The sequence below is a fragment of the Pseudarthrobacter sulfonivorans genome (assembly GCF_031454915.1).
In the GTDB taxonomy this organism is placed as follows: Bacteria; Actinomycetota; Actinomycetes; order Actinomycetales; family Micrococcaceae; genus Arthrobacter; species Arthrobacter sulfonivorans_C.
The window spans coordinates 689,394-705,242 of record NZ_JAVDRS010000002.1 but is presented as its reverse complement, the minus strand read 5'-3'; the positions used below and the strand labels follow the sequence as shown (position 1 = coordinate 705,242).

The 15,849-nt window shown below is 66.7% G+C and carries 16 protein-coding genes; 13 read left to right on the top strand and 3 right to left on the bottom strand.

Features of this window, described 5'->3' with window-relative positions:
• Nucleotides 1–3: 3 nt before the first annotated feature.
• Together J2808_RS07245 and J2808_RS07240 are read right to left on the bottom strand one after the other, a co-directional pair.
• The gene (locus J2808_RS07245; RefSeq protein ID WP_309813774.1) at nucleotides 4–1,023 is read right to left on the bottom strand and encodes a VOC family protein; all 1,020 of its coding nucleotides are present in this window, start codon (nucleotides 1,021–1,023) and stop codon (nucleotides 4–6) included.
• Between the two features lie 186 nt (nucleotides 1,024–1,209).
• Nucleotides 1,210–2,328, bottom strand: coding sequence for an aminotransferase class V-fold PLP-dependent enzyme (locus J2808_RS07240; protein ID WP_309813772.1), 1,119 nt, complete (start codon nucleotides 2,326–2,328; stop codon nucleotides 1,210–1,212).
• An 84-nt stretch (nucleotides 2,329–2,412) separates the two neighbouring features.
• Between J2808_RS07240 and J2808_RS07235 the strand changes: the two genes are divergently transcribed.
• The 5 genes from J2808_RS07235 (at nucleotide 2,413) to J2808_RS07215 (ending at nucleotide 8,028) form a co-directional block, all read left to right on the top strand.
• A complete protein-coding gene (locus J2808_RS07235; RefSeq protein ID WP_309813769.1) occupies nucleotides 2,413–3,270 on the top strand; it encodes an ABC transporter ATP-binding protein in 858 nt (285 codons plus the stop codon).
• The gene (locus J2808_RS07230) at nucleotides 3,267–4,241 is read left to right on the top strand and encodes an iron-siderophore ABC transporter substrate-binding protein (protein ID WP_309813767.1); all 975 of its coding nucleotides are present in this window, start codon (nucleotides 3,267–3,269) and stop codon (nucleotides 4,239–4,241) included. Before J2808_RS07235 ends, J2808_RS07230 begins: the two co-directional genes overlap by 4 nt.
• A gap of 12 nt (nucleotides 4,242–4,253) precedes the next feature.
• Nucleotides 4,254–6,419, top strand: coding sequence for an iron ABC transporter permease (locus J2808_RS07225; protein ID WP_309813764.1), 2,166 nt, complete (start codon nucleotides 4,254–4,256; stop codon nucleotides 6,417–6,419).
• Between the two features lie 113 nt (nucleotides 6,420–6,532).
• Nucleotides 6,533–7,492 carry a hypothetical protein gene (locus J2808_RS07220; RefSeq protein WP_309813762.1) on the top strand — a complete coding sequence of 320 codons (960 nt, stop codon included), beginning with the start codon at nucleotides 6,533–6,535 and terminating at the stop codon, nucleotides 7,490–7,492.
• A 155-nt stretch (nucleotides 7,493–7,647) separates the two neighbouring features.
• A complete protein-coding gene (locus tag J2808_RS07215; RefSeq protein ID WP_309813760.1) occupies nucleotides 7,648–8,028 on the top strand; it encodes a VOC family protein in 381 nt (126 codons plus the stop codon).
• A gap of 20 nt (nucleotides 8,029–8,048) precedes the next feature.
• Here the strand turns inward: J2808_RS07215 and J2808_RS07210 are convergent, their stop codons facing one another.
• Nucleotides 8,049–9,209 (bottom strand): acyl-CoA dehydrogenase family protein, encoded by a 1,161-nt coding sequence (locus tag J2808_RS07210; RefSeq protein WP_309813758.1) that lies wholly within the window; start codon nucleotides 9,207–9,209, stop codon nucleotides 8,049–8,051.
• A gap of 233 nt (nucleotides 9,210–9,442) precedes the next feature.
• Between J2808_RS07210 and J2808_RS07205 the strand changes: the two genes are divergently transcribed.
• The 8 genes from J2808_RS07205 (at nucleotide 9,443) to J2808_RS07170 (ending at nucleotide 15,843) form a co-directional block, all read left to right on the top strand.
• Nucleotides 9,443–9,745 carry an urease subunit gamma gene (locus J2808_RS07205; RefSeq protein WP_309813755.1) on the top strand — a complete coding sequence of 101 codons (303 nt, stop codon included), beginning with the start codon at nucleotides 9,443–9,445 and terminating at the stop codon, nucleotides 9,743–9,745.
• Between the two features lie 8 nt (nucleotides 9,746–9,753).
• Nucleotides 9,754–10,125, top strand: a complete 372-nt coding sequence (locus J2808_RS07200; RefSeq protein ID WP_309813752.1) for an urease subunit beta — start codon at nucleotides 9,754–9,756, stop codon at nucleotides 10,123–10,125.
• Nucleotides 10,122–11,879: an urease subunit alpha gene (gene ureC / locus J2808_RS07195; RefSeq protein ID WP_309813748.1), complete on the top strand. Its 1,758-nt coding sequence runs from the start codon at nucleotides 10,122–10,124 to the stop codon at nucleotides 11,877–11,879. The genes J2808_RS07200 and ureC overlap by 4 nt, the downstream gene beginning before the upstream one ends.
• Nucleotides 11,880–11,917: 38 nt before the next feature.
• Complete coding sequence (ureE, locus tag J2808_RS07190) at nucleotides 11,918–12,403, top strand: urease accessory protein UreE (protein ID WP_309813745.1); 486 nt, start codon at nucleotides 11,918–11,920, stop codon at nucleotides 12,401–12,403.
• Nucleotides 12,404–12,532: 129 nt separating this feature from the next.
• Nucleotides 12,533–13,201: an urease accessory protein UreF gene (locus tag J2808_RS07185; protein WP_309813742.1), complete on the top strand. Its 669-nt coding sequence runs from the start codon at nucleotides 12,533–12,535 to the stop codon at nucleotides 13,199–13,201.
• A 12-nt stretch (nucleotides 13,202–13,213) separates the two neighbouring features.
• The gene (gene ureG / locus J2808_RS07180; RefSeq protein ID WP_309813739.1) at nucleotides 13,214–13,831 is read left to right on the top strand and encodes an urease accessory protein UreG; all 618 of its coding nucleotides are present in this window, start codon (nucleotides 13,214–13,216) and stop codon (nucleotides 13,829–13,831) included.
• Nucleotides 13,828–14,784, top strand: a complete 957-nt coding sequence (locus tag J2808_RS07175) for an urease accessory protein UreD (protein WP_397428004.1) — start codon at nucleotides 13,828–13,830, stop codon at nucleotides 14,782–14,784. Before ureG ends, J2808_RS07175 begins: the two co-directional genes overlap by 4 nt.
• Nucleotides 14,785–15,843 (top strand): HoxN/HupN/NixA family nickel/cobalt transporter, encoded by a 1,059-nt coding sequence (locus tag J2808_RS07170; RefSeq protein ID WP_309813737.1) that lies wholly within the window; start codon nucleotides 14,785–14,787, stop codon nucleotides 15,841–15,843. It begins immediately after the preceding gene.
• Nucleotides 15,844–15,849 lie beyond the last annotated feature (6 nt).

Genomic DNA, 15,849 nt, shown 5'->3' with positions numbered 1-15,849 from the left:
TTCTCAGCCCCGTCCCTGCTTGGCGTAGGGGTTCAGCAGGGCTTCCTTCATCTCCGGTGAAGCACCTTCCTCGGTGGCGGTGAAGCCTTCGGCCGGCGGGAACGATTCGGTCATGGAGTGCGGCATGGCACCGTTCTTGTAGAAGTTGTTTGAACCTTCGGACGGCTTCCAGGTGTTGGCTTTCCAGTCCGGAACGTAGTTGCGGTAGCCACCGGAGTTGAGCTCCACACGGAGGCCTGACGGATCGCGGAAGTAGAGGAAGTTCTGCTCGCCCACACCGTGGATGGAGGGGCCGTATTCCATCGGGGTGCCGTTTTCCATCATGACGTCGGCGGTGCGGAGCAGGTCCTCGGTGGCGTCCACCCAGAAGGCGATGTGGTTGACGCGGCCGGGGCGGTTGGACGTATCCAGGACCACGCCCAGGTCGTGCGACTTTTCGTTGGTGGTGAGGACGGAGAAGACGGTGATGGGTGCTTCGTCCAGGTCCACGAAGGCCATGACGCGGAATCCGAGGGCCTCGTTGTACCACTTGGCGAAGCCGCGGACATCGGAGGTGGCGACGGTGACGTGGTCGAGGAAGCGCGGGGCGGCGGCGTGGCTGCTGCGGCGTTCGGGCCGGTCCGGGTACGTGGACTCGAAGCCGGCTTCGGCGACGAACTTTTCCACCTCGTAGAAGAGGCGCATGTGGTGTCCGAAGGGGCCGGTGAATTCGTAGGCCTTGCCATAGCCGTGGCCGCCTGCGGTCCAGCTGCCCTGCACACCCGTTGCTTCGACGCGCTCTGCTGCCGCTTCGAGGGCCGCCTGGGAGTTGGTGCGCCAGGCCATCCGGCCGAGGGATGCTTCCGGTCCTTCGGTGATGACCAGGCTGTAGCGGTAGTAGTCGCCCCAGCAGCGCAGGTAGACGTTGCCGTCCAGGCGGTCAATGATGCGCATGCCGAACTTTTCCTCGTAGAACCGCGCCGAGGCTTCGACGTCCGGTGCGGTGATCTCGAGATGGGCAAGATGGGAGAGAGGAGTTTCCACGTTGAGGTCCTTCTGGTTACTGGCTGCGGTCGGTTAGTGCAGGTCCTGTATCTACTGTGAGGGACTTCATATATTTGGAGAAGCGGCAGTTTGGGATAGCAGCTATCCATGGAACTGATAGTTCAAGCAGGCATGCAGGCGAACAGGCAGGACAGGGCGTGGACCCCATCGCTGGGACTGTCCGCTTTAGGGGCGTCCGACCAGTTCGGCCACGCGATCGAGTTCGTCCTCCACGTTGTAGAAATGCACCGACAGCCGGATCCTGCCGGCGCGAACGGAGGCCACCACGTTGGCCTGGCGGAAGCGTTCGAGCACTGCGTCCGCGTCGCTGACCGGGACGGAGATAATCGTCGAGCTTTCCGCCTCAGCGAGCGGGAGGAAATTCGGTACGCTCGCGGCCAGGGCGTCCTGCAGATACCTCGCCAGCCTCGCGTTGCGATCGAGGAGCGCGCTTGTTCCGAACCGGCGGAAGATGCTCAACGCTGCCTGATCCGCCATGGCCGGAAACCATGCCAGCGAGGTGTCGAGCTTCGACGCTGTGGGCGAGAGGTCCATGGCGGGCCCGTAGAAGCTTTCTGCGGGTTTTCGGGCTGCCTTCCACCCGGGCCCGACGGGATGGATGGCGTCCAGCAACTCCCGGCGGACATAGAGATAGCCCATGCCCCTGGATCCGAGCAGGAACTTGTGGCTTGACGTGGCGAGGAAATCCACGCCGTCGCGCACCACGTCCACCGGCACGGCTCCCGCCGCCTGGCAGGCATCAACGAAGAACAAGGCTCCAGAGCTCGCGGCCACCCGGCCGATGGCGGCCAGGTCGGGCCGGTAGCCGTTGGCTGACTGAACGGCGCTCACCGCGATCAGACGGGTGCCGCCGTCGGCCGCGTTGCCAAACGCCTCGACGGAAACACCGGCGCCTTGCGGCTGCAGCGTCCGCACCTCGTAGCCCCGCTCCCGCAGCAGGAGCCAGGGGAAATAGTTCGAGGCGAACTCGTTCTCGGCCACAATGACGTTCTCGCCGGATGTTGCCGGCGGCAGGTTGGCAGCCACCAGTCCGGCAGCTGCACTCACCGCCGGAACGATGGCGATCTCACCAGCCGTGGCGCCGATGATCTCGGCGAACATGGTACGGGCATCCTCCCCGGCCCGTTCCGCCTCGGTCCAGTCGAACCGGCCAGTGGACCAGCGCTCAAGCGCCGATTCGTAGGCTGCCCGCGCCGGGGCGCAGCCGACATTCATGCTGGCCGTGTTGAGGTAGATGGTGTTCTTGAGCCCCGGGAACAGTTGACGGATTTCGCCGGCTTCCATCTCTAACCACCCTCTCGCGCAGGCGCCTTCAACGTGACGCCACGAATTAGAAGTATTAGGTAAGCCTAAGCTAATCTTCAGTTTGTGATTCAGCAAAGCGAACTCTTCGGGCTCGAGGCCAGCGACCTGGTGCTCCGTTACGGGGACAAGGACGTGGTCCACGGTGCAGGGCTGCAGCTTGAGCCCGGCCGGATCGTTGCCCTCGTTGGGCCCAATGGCAGCGGCAAGTCCACCCTGCTGCGCGCCCTCGCCCGGCTGCATGAGGCTTCCTCCGGAACGATTACCGTCCGGCCCGACGACGGCGAGGCCGCCGATGCGCTGATGATGAAGCGCAGCGACTTCGCCCGGCACGTGACCCTGCTGTCGCAGAGCCGCCCGGTGCCGCACGGGCTCAGCGTCCGTGACGTCGTCGAGTTCGGCCGCCATCCGTACCGCGGCCGCTGGCGGGCTGCCGATCCTCAAGGGCCTGCCGCCGTCGACCGCGCCATGGGCCTCACCGGCATCACCGACCTGGCCCACCGCGGCGTGCACGAACTTTCCGGCGGCCAGCTGCAGCGCGTCTGGCTGGCGAGCTGCTTGGCGCAGGACACGTCCGTGCTGCTGCTCGACGAGCCGACCAACCACCTGGACCTCCGCTACAAGGTGGAGATCTTCGACCTGATGTACGACCTCGCGCGCGTGCACGGCGTCGCGATCGGCGTGGTGCTGCATGACCTCGACGAGGCTGCCGCGCTGGCCGACCACGTGGTGGTCCTCTCCGAAGGCCGCATCGCGGCGGCCGGCCCGGCCCATGAGGCGCTCGACGCCGGGCTGCTCACCACCGTTTATTCCATTCCCATCGTCACCCATACGGACCCGCTCACCGGCCGGCTGCGCACCCGCGCCGTCGGACGGCACAGCGACAGTCAAACCCACCAACCCGAAAGGACAACGCGTCCATGAAGATCCCCAAGGCCGCCCTGGCCGCCACCGCTGCCCTGGCGCTGCTGCTGACCGGCTGCGGCACCACCGAAGGCCCCGCAAGTTCCGCAACGAACAGCGCGAGTGCCGGACCCGTTACCGTGACGGACTCCCGCGGCGTCGACGTCAAGCTCGACGGCCCGGCCAAGCGCGTCGTCGGCACCGAATGGAACGTCGTCGAGAACCTGGCCACCCTCGGCGTCCAGCCTGTCGGCGTCGCCGACATCAAGGGGTACAACGCCTGGGTCAGCGCCGGCAAGCTGGACAGCACCGCCACCGACATCGGCACCCGCGGCGAGCCCAGCCTCGACGCCATCGCCTCCCTGGACGCGGACCTGATCGTGGCAACGGCTGACCTGCCCGAAGCCGTCGTCAAGCAGCTCGAAGACCTGGCGCCCGTCGTCGTGGTGAAGTCCGCCGACGCCAGCCGCCAGATCGACCAGGCCAAGGACAACTTGAAGCTTGTGGCCAAGGCAACCGGCACGGAAGCCAAGGCCGATGAGGCCGTGGCCGCGTTTGACGCCGCCGTTGCCAAGGGCAAGGAAGCCCTCGACAAGGCCGGTCTGGCCGGCTCCCGCGTGGCCTTCGCCGACGGCTGGGTGGCCGACGGAAAGGTCTCGGTCCGACCCTTCGTCAAGGGCTCGCTGCTCACCGACATCAACACGGAGCTGGGCCTGGTCACACCGTGGACCATGGAAGGCGACCCCGCCTACGGGTTGGCCTCCACCGACGTTGAGGGCCTGACCGCCATCGACGCTGACAGCTTTGTCTACATCACCAACAGCGCCGACGGGGACTTCACCGAGGAACTGGCCGGCAACGCTGTGTGGAAATCACTCCCGTTCGTCGAATCCGGCAAGGTACACCGGCTCTCTGACGGCATCTGGATGTTCGGCGGCCCGGCCTCGATGACCCAGTACGTCGACGCCGTCGTCGCGGCCCTCACCAAGTAGCCCCACCGCGTCATGACCGAAACTGTGAAGAGGGCCGCCCCGGCTGCTCCGCCCGCGCTGGCTGGGCCGGCCGCCCTGGTCGAGCCGACAGCCGTGGCGGGGGCGCCCGCCCCGGCGCCCAAGGGTGCCCGCGGGCGCCCATCGGCAGCGCTGGCCGCCGGCTGCGGACTGATCGTCCTGGCCCTCTTCGCACTGGTCCACCTCACGCAGGGAACCGCCGACGTCGGCCCTGCCGAGTTGCTGGGCCTGCTCACCGGGAGCGGCTCTGACCAGGAGACCGCAGTACTGGTCGCCTCACGAGTGCCCCGGCTGATGGCCGGGCTGCTGGTGGGTGTGGCGTTGGGGGTGGCCGGCGCGGCACTGCAGTCGGCCACCCGCAACGTCCTGGCCTCGCCGGATACGCTGGCGGTCAACGCCGGTGCGCATCTGGCGATTGTGGCCGTCGCGGCGTTCGGCGTCACCCTTCCCGCGCTGCTGTCCGGCGGGCTCGCCTTTGTGGGCGGCCTCGCCGCGGCGCTGCTGGTGCTGGCCCTTTCCGGCGGCGGTGGCAACGGCAACGGCGGACCCATCCGGCTGGTCCTGGCCGGCACCGCCCTTGCTCTGGGCCTGCATTCGGCCACGAGCGCGCTGCTGCTGCTGTTCAGCCAGGAGACCACGGGCCTTTACGCCTGGGGCCAGGGCAGCCTGGCCCAGTCCCGGCCCGACGAACTGCTGCAGTTCACGCCGGTGGTCCTGGTGGCTGTCGCGGGGCTGCTGGTCCTTGGGCGGCGCTTGGATCTGCTCGGTCTGGGCGACGACGCCTCCCGGCTCGCCGGGGCGGATCCGCGCCTTGCCCGGGTTGCCGCCGTCGTCCTCGCCGTCCTGCTGTCCGCCGCGGCGGTGACCGTCGCCGGGCCCATCGGTTTCGTGGGCCTGTGCGCGCCGGCCATCGTGCGCCTCCTCGCGTCCCGCGTCCGCGGCCTGGGCCGGCACCGGGCGCTGCTGCCCATTTCCGGCCTGGCCGGTGCGGTGGTGGTGATCGGCGCCGACGTGCTGGTCCGCGTGGTCTTCGGCGCACAGGCCGGTGTGGAAGTGCCCACCGGAGCGGTCACCACCGTATTTGGTGCGGTCTTCCTGGTGGTCCTGGCGCTGCGCATGTCCGACGCCGGCCTGAGCGTTGCCGGCGATGCGCTGGCCCGGTTGCGCTCCCGCAAATTCTTCCTGACCGTGCTGATCGGCCTGCTCTTTTTGCTCGCGGGGCTGCTGGTGGCCGGTGCCCTGCTCGGCGACGCCAAGCTCCTCCTCGGCGACCTCATCAACTGGCTCACAGGGCAGTCCGGGAACCGTGTCAGCGCCGTGCTGGGCACCCGGATGCCGCGTGTTGTGGCGGCAGTGCTGGCCGGCGCGGCGCTTGCGCTCGCCGGCGCCCTGATCCAGGCGGTGTCCCGGAACTCGCTCGCCGAACCCGGCATCATCGGAGTTTCCGGCGGTGGTGGCCTCGCGGCGATCATCGTTATCACCACCGTCCCGCTGGCCAGTGCCTGGTTCGTTACCGGCTCCGCACTGGTGGGGGCGGCGCTTGCCGCGCTGCTGGTGTTCGGGCTGGCGTTCCGCGGTGGTCTGCAGCAGAACCGGCTGGTCCTGATCGGCATCGGGGTGTCGGCCGGCCTGGCCGCGCTGATCACCGTCCTCCTGGTAACCACCGATCCCTACAACCAGACCAAGGCCCTGACCTGGCTGTCCGGCTCCACGTACGGCCGGACCTTCGCTTCCGTGCTGCCGCCGCTGGCGGCGCTGGTTATTGCACTGCCGGTGCTGGCCGGCCTGCGCCGCGACCTTGACCTGATAGCGGTCGACGACGATTCCCCCCGCGTGCTCGGCATCGGGCTGTCCGGTTCCCGGCTGCTGTTGCTCTCCGTGGCGGTGCTGCTGACCGCCGGTGCCGTGTCATCGGTTGGCGTGATCGCGTTCGTTGGTTTGGTGGCACCGCATGCGGCCCGCACCCTGGTGGGGGCGCGGCATACGCGCGTGCTGCCGGCGGCGGCCCTGATCGGCGCCTGCACGGTGGTGTTCGCAGACATGATCGGCCGGACGGTTATTGCTCCCGCCCAGATCCCGGCCGGCATCATGACCGCGCTGGTGGGCGCTCCGTACTTCGTGTACCTGCTGTGGCGTTCGCGGGTGGACCGGGCGGCCTAAGGGCGCACGGGGTGCCCGGGGCCATGCCTGGGGGTTAAACGGGGGTTTGGCCAGGGTTCGGCTCAGGGGAGCCCCGATCCGGGCGGCACGGCTGCAGTCCTAATCTGACCTTCATGCTCTCAGCAACCGTGACCCAGCGTTCCCCCCTTGCGCACCTCTCCCGCCGCTGGCAGGAACTGTCGGCGCCAGCCAAACTCCTCACCGCCGTCGGCCTCCTGATGGCTGCCTCCGCCGCCTTCCATACCGTGGTGTTCCTTCAGTCCGGCACTGCCTGGGAAGGCCCCGTCTCGTGGAGCAAACCCATAACGTTCGGCCTGTCCCTGGCGCTCACAGCCTTCACGCTCGCCTTGGTCGAATCCCGCCTCCGCCTGCGTCCGGTGGTGTCGTGGCTCCTGCTCGGCGCCCTCAGCGCGGCCTTTGTGCTCGAAGACTTCCTCGTGACCCTGCAGGCCTGGCGTGGAGTCCCGTCGCACTTTAATACCGCCACACCCTTCGACGCCATGGTCTTTTCCGCCATGGGCGCGACGGTGACGGTCATCGTGGTGGTGATTGTCAGCCTGGCCATACTGAGTTTCACTTCGGCAAAAACGGGCGCCCCCGCCCTTACGCTGGCGATCCGCGCCGGCATGGTGCTACTGGTAGCGGGACAGGTTCTCGGTGTGGCCATCATCGCCGTCGGTGAACCGGCGGCACTGGCCGGCAACGAGGCAGCAGTCTTCGGCCCGGAGGGCGTTGTGGTCGGCGCCGCAGGCGTCCTCAAGTCACCGCACGGCATTGCCCTGCACGCCATCCAGATCGTTCCTCTGCTCGGGTGGCTCGTCCAGCGCATCTCCTGGTCAGGCACGCGGCGGCGGAGGGCAGTCTGGAGCGCGGCGGCAGGATATGCGCTGGTTCTCGCTGTCAGCGTCTTCCAGGCGTACACCGGGCAGGCGCAGTTCGCGCTCAGTCTCGCTGCCCTGACGGCGGCGCTGGCAGGCGTCCTGCTCGTCGCCGCGCCCTATGTCCAGGCGGGACGGCACATCCTCCGTGGCATCAGGGCGAACCAAGTACCGAGCCATTCTCCGGCGTCCTGAATCGGCTCCCCGGAACGAGCGGAGCCGGCCACGCTCACGAATTTCACGCTAGCCCCTGCGTGTGCCCCACTAGTCAATCTTCGTCAGCACAGTAATACCCAAATGGCTCCAAGCGTAGACGAGGACGATCCGGGCGTCTCCGTACACTGGGTTTTATGGCATCCCGCATCAGCGAACTGGTCCTCAACTGCGCCGATCCCGAACTGCTCGCGCGGTTCTGGAGTGACGTTCTCGGCTACGTCGAGCTCGACCGGGAAGACGGTGCGATCGAGATCGGCCCGGCCGACGCCGGATTCGGCGGCCTGCAGCCCACCCTCATCCTGAGCCCCAGCAGTGAACCGCGAACGGGAAAGTTCCGCCTGCACATCGACATTAACCCTGTTGACCGGGACCAGGAGGCCGAGCTGGAACGGTTGCTCGCCCTCGGCGCCCGTCCCGCCGACGTCGGCCAGACCGGCGACGAGCAGTGGCACGTCCTGGTAGACCCCGAAGGCAACGAGTTCTGCCTCCTGCGCAGGCGTCTGGATCCCCGCTGACGGTCCGGCGTGCGGCGCGGTTAGCGGAAGGCCGGAACCCCGGTAAGTTTGTTGCCGAGGATGAGGGTGTGGACTTCGTCGGTGCCCTCGTAGGTGCGCACGGATTCGAGGTTGTTCGCGTGCCGCAGCGGTGAGTAGTCCAGGGTGATGCCGTTGCCGCCAAGGATGGTCCGGGCTTCGCGGCAGATTTCGATCGCCTCGCGGCAGTTGTTGAGCTTGCCCACCGAGATCTGGTGCGGCTGCAGGCGGCCGGCATCCTTGAGCCGGCCCAGGTGCAGGGCGAGCAGGAAGCCCTTGTTGATCTCCAGGGCCATGTCCACCAGCTTCTGCTGGGTCAGCTGGTAGGCGGCCAACGGCTTGTCGAACTGCATGCGCCCCTTGGAGTAGTCCAGGGCTGCCTCGAAGGAGTCGCGGGCCGCGCCCATTGCACCCCAAATAATCCCGTAGCGGGCCTCGTTCAGGCAGGAGAAGGGGCCCTTAAGCCCGACGACGTTCGGCAGCACCGCGCCTTCGGGCAGGCGCACGTCGGTCAACTCGATGTCGCACTGGATGGAGGCACGCATAGACAGTTTCGGTTCGATCGGGGTGGCGGTGAATCCCGGGGTCGAGGTGGGCACCACGAAGCCGTGGATCCCGTCGTCGGTCTGGGCCCATATGACGGCGACCTGGGCTATGGAAGCCAGGCCGATCCAGCGTTTGGCGCCGTTGAGGACCCAGTCGCTGCCGTCCCGGCGGGCGAAGGTGGTCATGCTGCCCGGGTTCGAACCCGAACCGGGTTCAGTCAGGCCGAAGCAGCCGATGGCCTCACCCGCTGCCATCGCCGGCAGCCACTCCTGTTTCTGTTCTTCGGAGCCGTGTTTGTGGATGGCGCTCATGGCCAGGGAGCCCTGCACCGAAACAAACGTTCGCAGCCCGGAGTCACCGGCTTCGAGTTCAGCACCGGCCAGGCCGTAGTCGACGGCCGACCGGCCCGCGCAGCCGTAGCCCTTCAGGTGCATGCCCAACAGGCCCAGCTTGGCCAGTTCCGGAACGATCTCGAGCGGAAAGACGGCTTTTTCGTACCAGTCCGCGATATTGGGTTTGATCTCACTGTCCACGAAGGACCGCACGGTATCCCGCAGGGCCAGCTCGTCCGCGGTGAGCAGGGAAGCAAAGTCAATTAGGTCGCTGGCATCAGACATCGGTGTCACCTTTCAGAGGGGGCAGTATTCCTGTACGCCATTATGTCGAGGATCTGCCTGGCCCGTGGGCCGGACGTTTGCCCCGACGGCCGCCGGAAATCTGACGGAAACCTGACCGGCCTACGCTGATCACGAAAAGCCGCCACGGCGGGCGATGCACCGGAAATGCTGGGGATGCATCATCCTCCGGGTCTATAAACGTAGGACTGTGCCCCGCCGCCGAAGGGAACCTGATGCATCTGATGCCCCGTGAGCAAGAGAAGCTCATGATTGTGGTGGCGGCCGATCTGGCCAGGCGCCGGCAGGCCCGCGGCCTGAAACTGAACTTCCCCGAGGCCGTGGCGATCATCAGCTATGAACTGATCGAGGGCGCACGGGAGGGCCGCACCGTGGCGGACCTCATGAGTTACGGCACCACCGTCCTCAGCCGCGAGGACGTCATGGAGGGTGTGCCGGAAATGATCCACGATGTCCAGATCGAGGCCACGTTCCCCGACGGCACCAAGCTCGTCACCGTCCACGATCCGATCCGATAGGGCAGGCCATGATCCCAGGCGAGTACATCCTTCGGCCCGAACCGGTGACGTTGAACGCCGGACGGGAGGCAGCCGCCGTCGTCGTCACCAACACCGGTGACCGTCCCGTCCAGGTGGGGTCGCACTTCCACTTCGCCGAGGCGAACGCCGCCCTCACGTTCGACCGGCAGGCCGCTTATGGCCGCCGGCTGGACATCCCGGCCGGGACCGCGGCGCGCTTCGAGCCGGGGGACAGCAGGACGGTCCGGCTGATTGAACTCGCCGGCCGCCGCGAGGTCTTCGGCCTCAGCAACGCCGTCAACGGTCCGCTCGACGGCGGTGGTCCCGCCGGCGGCAATCCCGCCCGCGGTTCCGGCGCAGACAAGGAGGCCGTCCAGTGAGCTTCGACCTTCCCCGCAAGCAGTACGCGGACCTCTACGGCCCGACGACAGGCGACGCCATCCGCCTCGCGGACACCGACCTGTTCCTCGAAATCGAGAACGACCTCACCGTCTACGGCGAGGAAGTGGTGTTCGGCGGCGGCAAGGTGATCCGCGACGGCATGGGCCAGAACGGCCAGGCCACCCGCGACGGCGGCCCGGACGGCAGCGTCCCGGACACCGTCATCACCAACGCCGTCATCCTGGACTACTCCGGCATCTACAAAGCCGACGTGGCGCTCAGGGACGGCCACATCTTCAAGATCGGCAAAGCCGGCAACCCGCAGATCACCGACGGCGTGGACATCGTCATCGGTGCCAGCACCGAAATCATTGCCGGCGAGCGGAAGATCCTCACCGCAGGCGGGGTGGACTCCCACATCCACTTCATCTCCCCGGACCAGGTTCCCACGGCCCTCACCAGCGGCGTGACCACCATGGTGGGCGGCGGCACCGGACCGGCCGAAGGCACCAAGGCCACCACCGTCACCCCGGGCAAATGGCACATCCAGCGCATGCTGCAGGCCACCGAGGGCATGCCCATCAACATCGGCCTGTTCGGCAAAGGCCACGCTTCCGCCGTCGAACCTTTGGCCGAGCAGATCCGCGCAGGAGCGATCGGACTCAAGGTGCACGAGGACTGGGGCTCCACCACCTCGTCCATCGACACGTCGCTGAAGGTGGCCGACGAGTACGACGTCCAGGTGGCCATCCACACCGACACCCTCAACGAGTGCGGGTTTGTGGAGGACACCATCCGGGCCATCGACGGCCGCGTCATCCACACCTTCCACACCGAGGGCGCCGGCGGCGGCCACGCCCCGGACATCATCCGGATCGCCGGGCTGCCCAACGTCCTGCCGGCGTCCACCAACCCCACGCTGCCGTACACGCGCAACACCATCGAAGAGCACCTGGACATGCTGATGGTCTGCCACCACCTCAATCCGGACATCCCCGAGGACGTGGCGTTCGCCGATTCCCGCATCCGCGCCGAGACCATCGCCGCCGAGGACGTCCTGCAGGACATGGGCATCTTCTCCATCACCTCCTCCGACTCCCAGGCCATGGGCCGCGTGGGCGAGGTGATCACCCGCACGTGGCAGGTAGCGGACAAGATGAAAAAGCAGCGCGGCGTGCTGAAGGATCCCGACGGCGGTGCGCACGGTTCCCCCGTCGGCCTGGGTTCCGAGAGCGACAACTTCCGCCTCAAGCGCTACGTGGCGAAGTACACCATCAACCCGGCCATCGCGCAGGGCATGGCTGACTCCATCGGCTCCATTGAGGAGGGCAAGTTCGCGGACCTGGTGCTCTGGGACCCGGCGTTTTTCGGCGTCAAGCCCGAACTGGTGCTTAAAGGCGGCCAGATCGCCTACGCGCTGATGGGCGACGCCAACGCCTCCATCCCCACCCCGCAGCCGCGCACCATGCGGCCCATGTTCGCCGCGTTCGGCAAGGCAGTGCAGCAATCCTCCATCACGTTCCTCTCGCAGGCGGCAATCGACGCCGGTGTGCCCGAGGAGCTGGGCCTGCAGAAGAACATCCGTCCCGTCTCGGGCATCCGGTCCCTGACCAAGGCCGACCTCAAATACAACGGCGCCACCCCGGACATCCAGGTGGACCCGGAAACCTACCAGGTGACGGTCGACGGCGAGGACGTCACCTGCGAGCCGTCCGACGTCCTGCCCATGGCCCAGCGCTACTTCCTGTTCTGATCCCCTTCCCAGAGACAACTGACCACCCGGAGCCTGATGTGATCATCGAAAAAGTCCTCGGCAACCTGCACGAGCTGCCTACCACAGACCTGGCCGCCTACACCGGCCTGCACCGCGAAAAGGTGGTCCTGCCCAGCGCCCAGCTGGTCAAACGCATCCAGCGCGTCACCACCGACCACGGCAAGGAAATCGGCATCCGGCTTCCCTCCGGCTCCGGCGACCTCCGCGACGGCGACATCCTGCACGTGGCCGAAACCAACATGATCGTGGTGTCCGTGCTGCCCACCGACGTCCTGGTCATCGCGCCCCGGTCCGTCCACGAAATGGGGGTCGTGGCTCATTCCTTGGGTAACCGGCACCTCCAGGCCCAGTTCTTTGATGAGTCCTCGGAGTACGGGGCCGAGGTCATGGTGTGCGCCTACGACCACACCGTCGAGGACTACCTTCAGCATGTGGGTGTGGCCTATACCCGCCAGGAACGCATCATGCCCGTGCCTTTTCGCCATGCTGAGCACAGTCACTAAGTCAGTCCCCATTCCTGCGGCTTGGGACGCCGCGAGGGATATGGGGCTGTGCCCGCTTCGCGGTGCCCACCACGCCGCAGCCCCATATCCCTCGCGTCGCTTGCGTTCCTCCCCTTTGGTGCTCGTTCAGTGACCAACTATCAGCTTGCGCTGCAGCAGCTCACCGATTCTGCGCTTCCTACGGGGGCGTTTGCGCACTCTCTTGGTTTTGAGAGCTATGTCGATGCCGGGGTGGTCTCTGATGAGGGGTCGTTTGGCGTGTGGCTCGGTGCGTTCATCGGGCAGCAGCTTTCTTACTCTGATGGGTTGGCTATTCGGTTCTTGTATGAGGGTGCAGATGTGGGGGAGTTGGATGAGCTGTTGTCGGCTCAGCTGTTGCCTCGGCAGGTTCGGGAGGCCAGTTTGAAGATGGGTGGGCGGTTGCTGGAGATTGGGACCGAGGTTTTTCCGTCGGCCGAGCTGGGGCTGTACCGGGACTTGGTGACCAGGGGCCGGGCTGCCGGGCATCAACCCTTGGCGTTCGCCGTCGTCGCCCGTTCCCTGGGCGTGCCGCTTCCCGAAGCGCTCGCGGCTTATCTTTTCGCCACGGTTACCTCTCTGACGCAGAACGCGGTGCGCGCGATTCCATTGGGGCAGAACGCCGGGCAGCGGCTGCTGCGGAAAGCGGCCGACGACGTCGGTGCCGCCGTTGAGCGGATCGCGCACCTTACGCCGGACGACTTCGGGGCCCTTAGCCCCGGGCTGGAAATTTCGCAGATGCGGCACGAGCGGCAACGCGCCCGAATGTTCATGAGCTAGCAGGAGGACACAATGACTGAACCCATCAAAATCGGTATCGGCGGCCCGGTGGGCGCCGGAAAGACCCAGCTCGTGGAGCGGCTCACCCGGCACATGAGCCGCGAGATTTCCATGGCCGCCATCACCAACGACATCTACACCATCGAGGACGCCAAGATCCTGGCCGCCAACGGGATCCTGCCGGAAGACCGGATCATCGGCGTCGAAACCGGCGGCTGCCCGCACACCGCCATCCGCGAAGACACCTCCATGAACACCGCCGCCATTGAGGAACTCAAAGCCCGCCACCCGGACCTGCAGGTCATCTTCGTCGAATCCGGCGGCGACAACCTCTCCGCCACCTTCAGCCCCGAGCTCGTGGACTTCTCCATCTACATCATCGACGTGGCCCAAGGGGAAAAGATTCCGCGCAAAGCCGGCCAGGGCATGATCAAGTCCGACCTCTTCATCATCAACAAAACCGACCTCGCGCCCCACGTCGGCGCCGACCTGTCCGTCATGGAACGGGACTCCCGCGAGTTCCGCGGATACAAACCGTTCTGTTTTACCAACCTCAAAACCGACGAAGGGCTCGACGCCGTCATCGAATGGGTGCGGCGGGACGTCCTGATGCTCGATCTCGCCACATGAGCCAAAACAGTTCCGCTGTCATCTCACCTTGGGCGGCGCCCGCGGATGAAGGGGGCCGTGCCCGCTTCGCGGTGCCCACCACGCCGCGGCCCCCTTCATCCGCGACCGCTGATCGCCCAGTTAGAGGGCGGTTGGAACTGGGCATCCAGGTGCGGGACGGTAAGTCCATCGCTTCCACCCAGTTTCATGAGGGCGCTCTTCGGGTTTTGCGGCCGCACTACCTCGATGAGTCCGGGCAGGTTTGTTATGTGCTCGTGAATCCTGGTGGGGCGTATCTTGGGGCTGATCTCTTTTTGCTTGATGTTGAAGTCGAGGCGGAGGCTGCCCTGCTCCTAACTACGCAGTCGGCGACGAAGGTCTATCGGACTCCGGGGTCTTTTGCTGAGCAGCGGATGGCTTTGCGGCTGGGGGAGGGGGCCCGGCTGGAGCTCATTCCTGACCAGCTCATTGCTTACCGGGAGGCCAGCTACCGGCAGAACACGCACATCAAGGTGCGGCCGTCGTCGAGCCTTGTGATGGCTGAGGTGATCACGCCCGGCTGGTCGCCGGACGGGGCGTCGTTCAAGTACGAGGAGCTGCGGCTGCGCACCGAGATCCACGTCGAAACCGACGGCGGCTCGGAGTTGCTCGCCCTGGACAATCTGCTGATCCGGCCACCGCTGAACGATGTCACCGGCCTGGGCTTCATGGAGGGCTTCAGCCACCTGGGGTCGCTTGTGGTGGTGGATACCCGCGTGAACCAGGCGCTCGCCGACGAACTCCACGCCCTGACCGCCGGACGTGATTCCCACACGGGAGTCTCCCTCACGCGCACCGTGGCCGGAACCACCGGGCTGGTGCTGCGGGCACTGTCCAGCAGCACCGAGGAACTGAACAGCCTGCTGCGCGCGTGCACCGCGCTGCTGCGGGACCGCTGGCATGGGCAGGCGCCCCTGAACCTGAGGAAGTACTGAATGACTGCGCTGACCCGGTTCGCAGTGATGTACCGCGAGCGGGACTCACTGCCGGTCCGGACCCGGCTGCTCTTCACCTTCGGCGCGGTGGCCGCATTGCATCTCGCCGCCGTCGTTCTTCTGCTCAGTGGAACGGCAGGGGGAGGCCAGCCGCTGGCGCTTGGCCTGGTGCTGACGGCCTACTTGGCGGGCGTGAAGCACAGCTACGACTGGGACCACCTGGCCGCGATCGATAACTCCACCCGCAAGTTCGTGGCCCAGCGCCAGGACCCGGTCAGCGTCGGCTTCGCGTTCAGCCTGGGACACAGCTCGGTGGTGATCCTGGCCGGCGTCCTGGTGGTCGCAGGTGCCACGATGGTGGGGCGGTTCATGGAGGACGGTTCGGCCGGAAACCTGGTGCTCGGCCTGATCGGCAGCGGAGTCTCGGGACTGTTCCTGCTGGCAATGGGGATCTTCAACGGCTCTGCGTTCGTCCGGGCCGCGCAGGCCTACCGTGGCGCAAGGGCCGGCGGCAGCATCGACGTCGCCCACCTCGAAGCAACAGGATTTGTGGCGCGGCTGCTCGCCAAACCCCTGTCCCGGGTGCGCCGTCCGCGGAACATCTACGTCATCGGGTTCCTGTTCGGGCTCGGTTTTGACACCGCCACCACCATTGGCCTGCTGGTGATGACGACGGCGGCATCGCTGGCTGGCGTTTCGCCGCTCGCCCTGATCGCGCTGCCCCTCGCCTTCACCGCCGCGATGACGCTGTGCGATTCGCTCAATGGCGTGGCCATGATGCGGATGTACCGCTCGGCCCTCGACGATCCCCGGCGCAAGCTCGGCTTCAACGCAGCGGTGACCGGGATCTCCGCGGTCTCCGCCCTGTTCGTCGCTGCGATCACCCTCGCCGGCTTCGTCAACACCGCGTTCCGGCTGCAGGATCCGCTCACAACCTGGCTCGGTGCCATAGGCCTCGGCGACGCCGGGCTGCTGTTGATCGCCCTGTTGCTGGCCGTATGGGGCGCGGCCAGCCTCCCGCAGCGCCGCCGCGCGGCGCAGGCCGGCTCGGCAGGCTAGGTGCGG

Excerpts from the sequence above, each read along its gene's own strand:
- J2808_RS07205 (WP_309813755.1), top strand. The coding sequence starts at position 9,443 with ATGCATCTGATGCCCCGTGAGCAAGAGAAGCTCATGATTGTGGTGGCG.
- J2808_RS07220 (WP_309813762.1), top strand. The coding sequence starts at position 6,533 with ATGCTCTCAGCAACCGTGACCCAGCGTTCCCCCCTTGCGCACCTCTCC.
- J2808_RS07240 (WP_309813772.1), bottom strand. The coding sequence starts at position 2,328 with ATGGAAGCCGGCGAAATCCGTCAACTGTTCCCGGGGCTCAAGAACACC.
- J2808_RS07225 (WP_309813764.1), top strand. The coding sequence starts at position 4,254 with ATGACCGAAACTGTGAAGAGGGCCGCCCCGGCTGCTCCGCCCGCGCTG.
- ureG (WP_309813739.1), top strand. The coding sequence starts at position 13,214 with ATGACTGAACCCATCAAAATCGGTATCGGCGGCCCGGTGGGCGCCGGA.
- J2808_RS07230 (WP_309813767.1), top strand. The coding sequence starts at position 3,267 with ATGAAGATCCCCAAGGCCGCCCTGGCCGCCACCGCTGCCCTGGCGCTG.
- J2808_RS07175 (WP_397428004.1), top strand. The coding sequence starts at position 13,828 with ATGAGCCAAAACAGTTCCGCTGTCATCTCACCTTGGGCGGCGCCCGCG.
- J2808_RS07200 (WP_309813752.1), top strand. The coding sequence starts at position 9,754 with ATGATCCCAGGCGAGTACATCCTTCGGCCCGAACCGGTGACGTTGAAC.
- J2808_RS07210 (WP_309813758.1), bottom strand. The coding sequence starts at position 9,209 with ATGTCTGATGCCAGCGACCTAATTGACTTTGCTTCCCTGCTCACCGCG.
- J2808_RS07170 (WP_309813737.1), top strand. The coding sequence starts at position 14,785 with ATGACTGCGCTGACCCGGTTCGCAGTGATGTACCGCGAGCGGGACTCA.
- J2808_RS07215 (WP_309813760.1), top strand. The coding sequence starts at position 7,648 with ATGGCATCCCGCATCAGCGAACTGGTCCTCAACTGCGCCGATCCCGAA.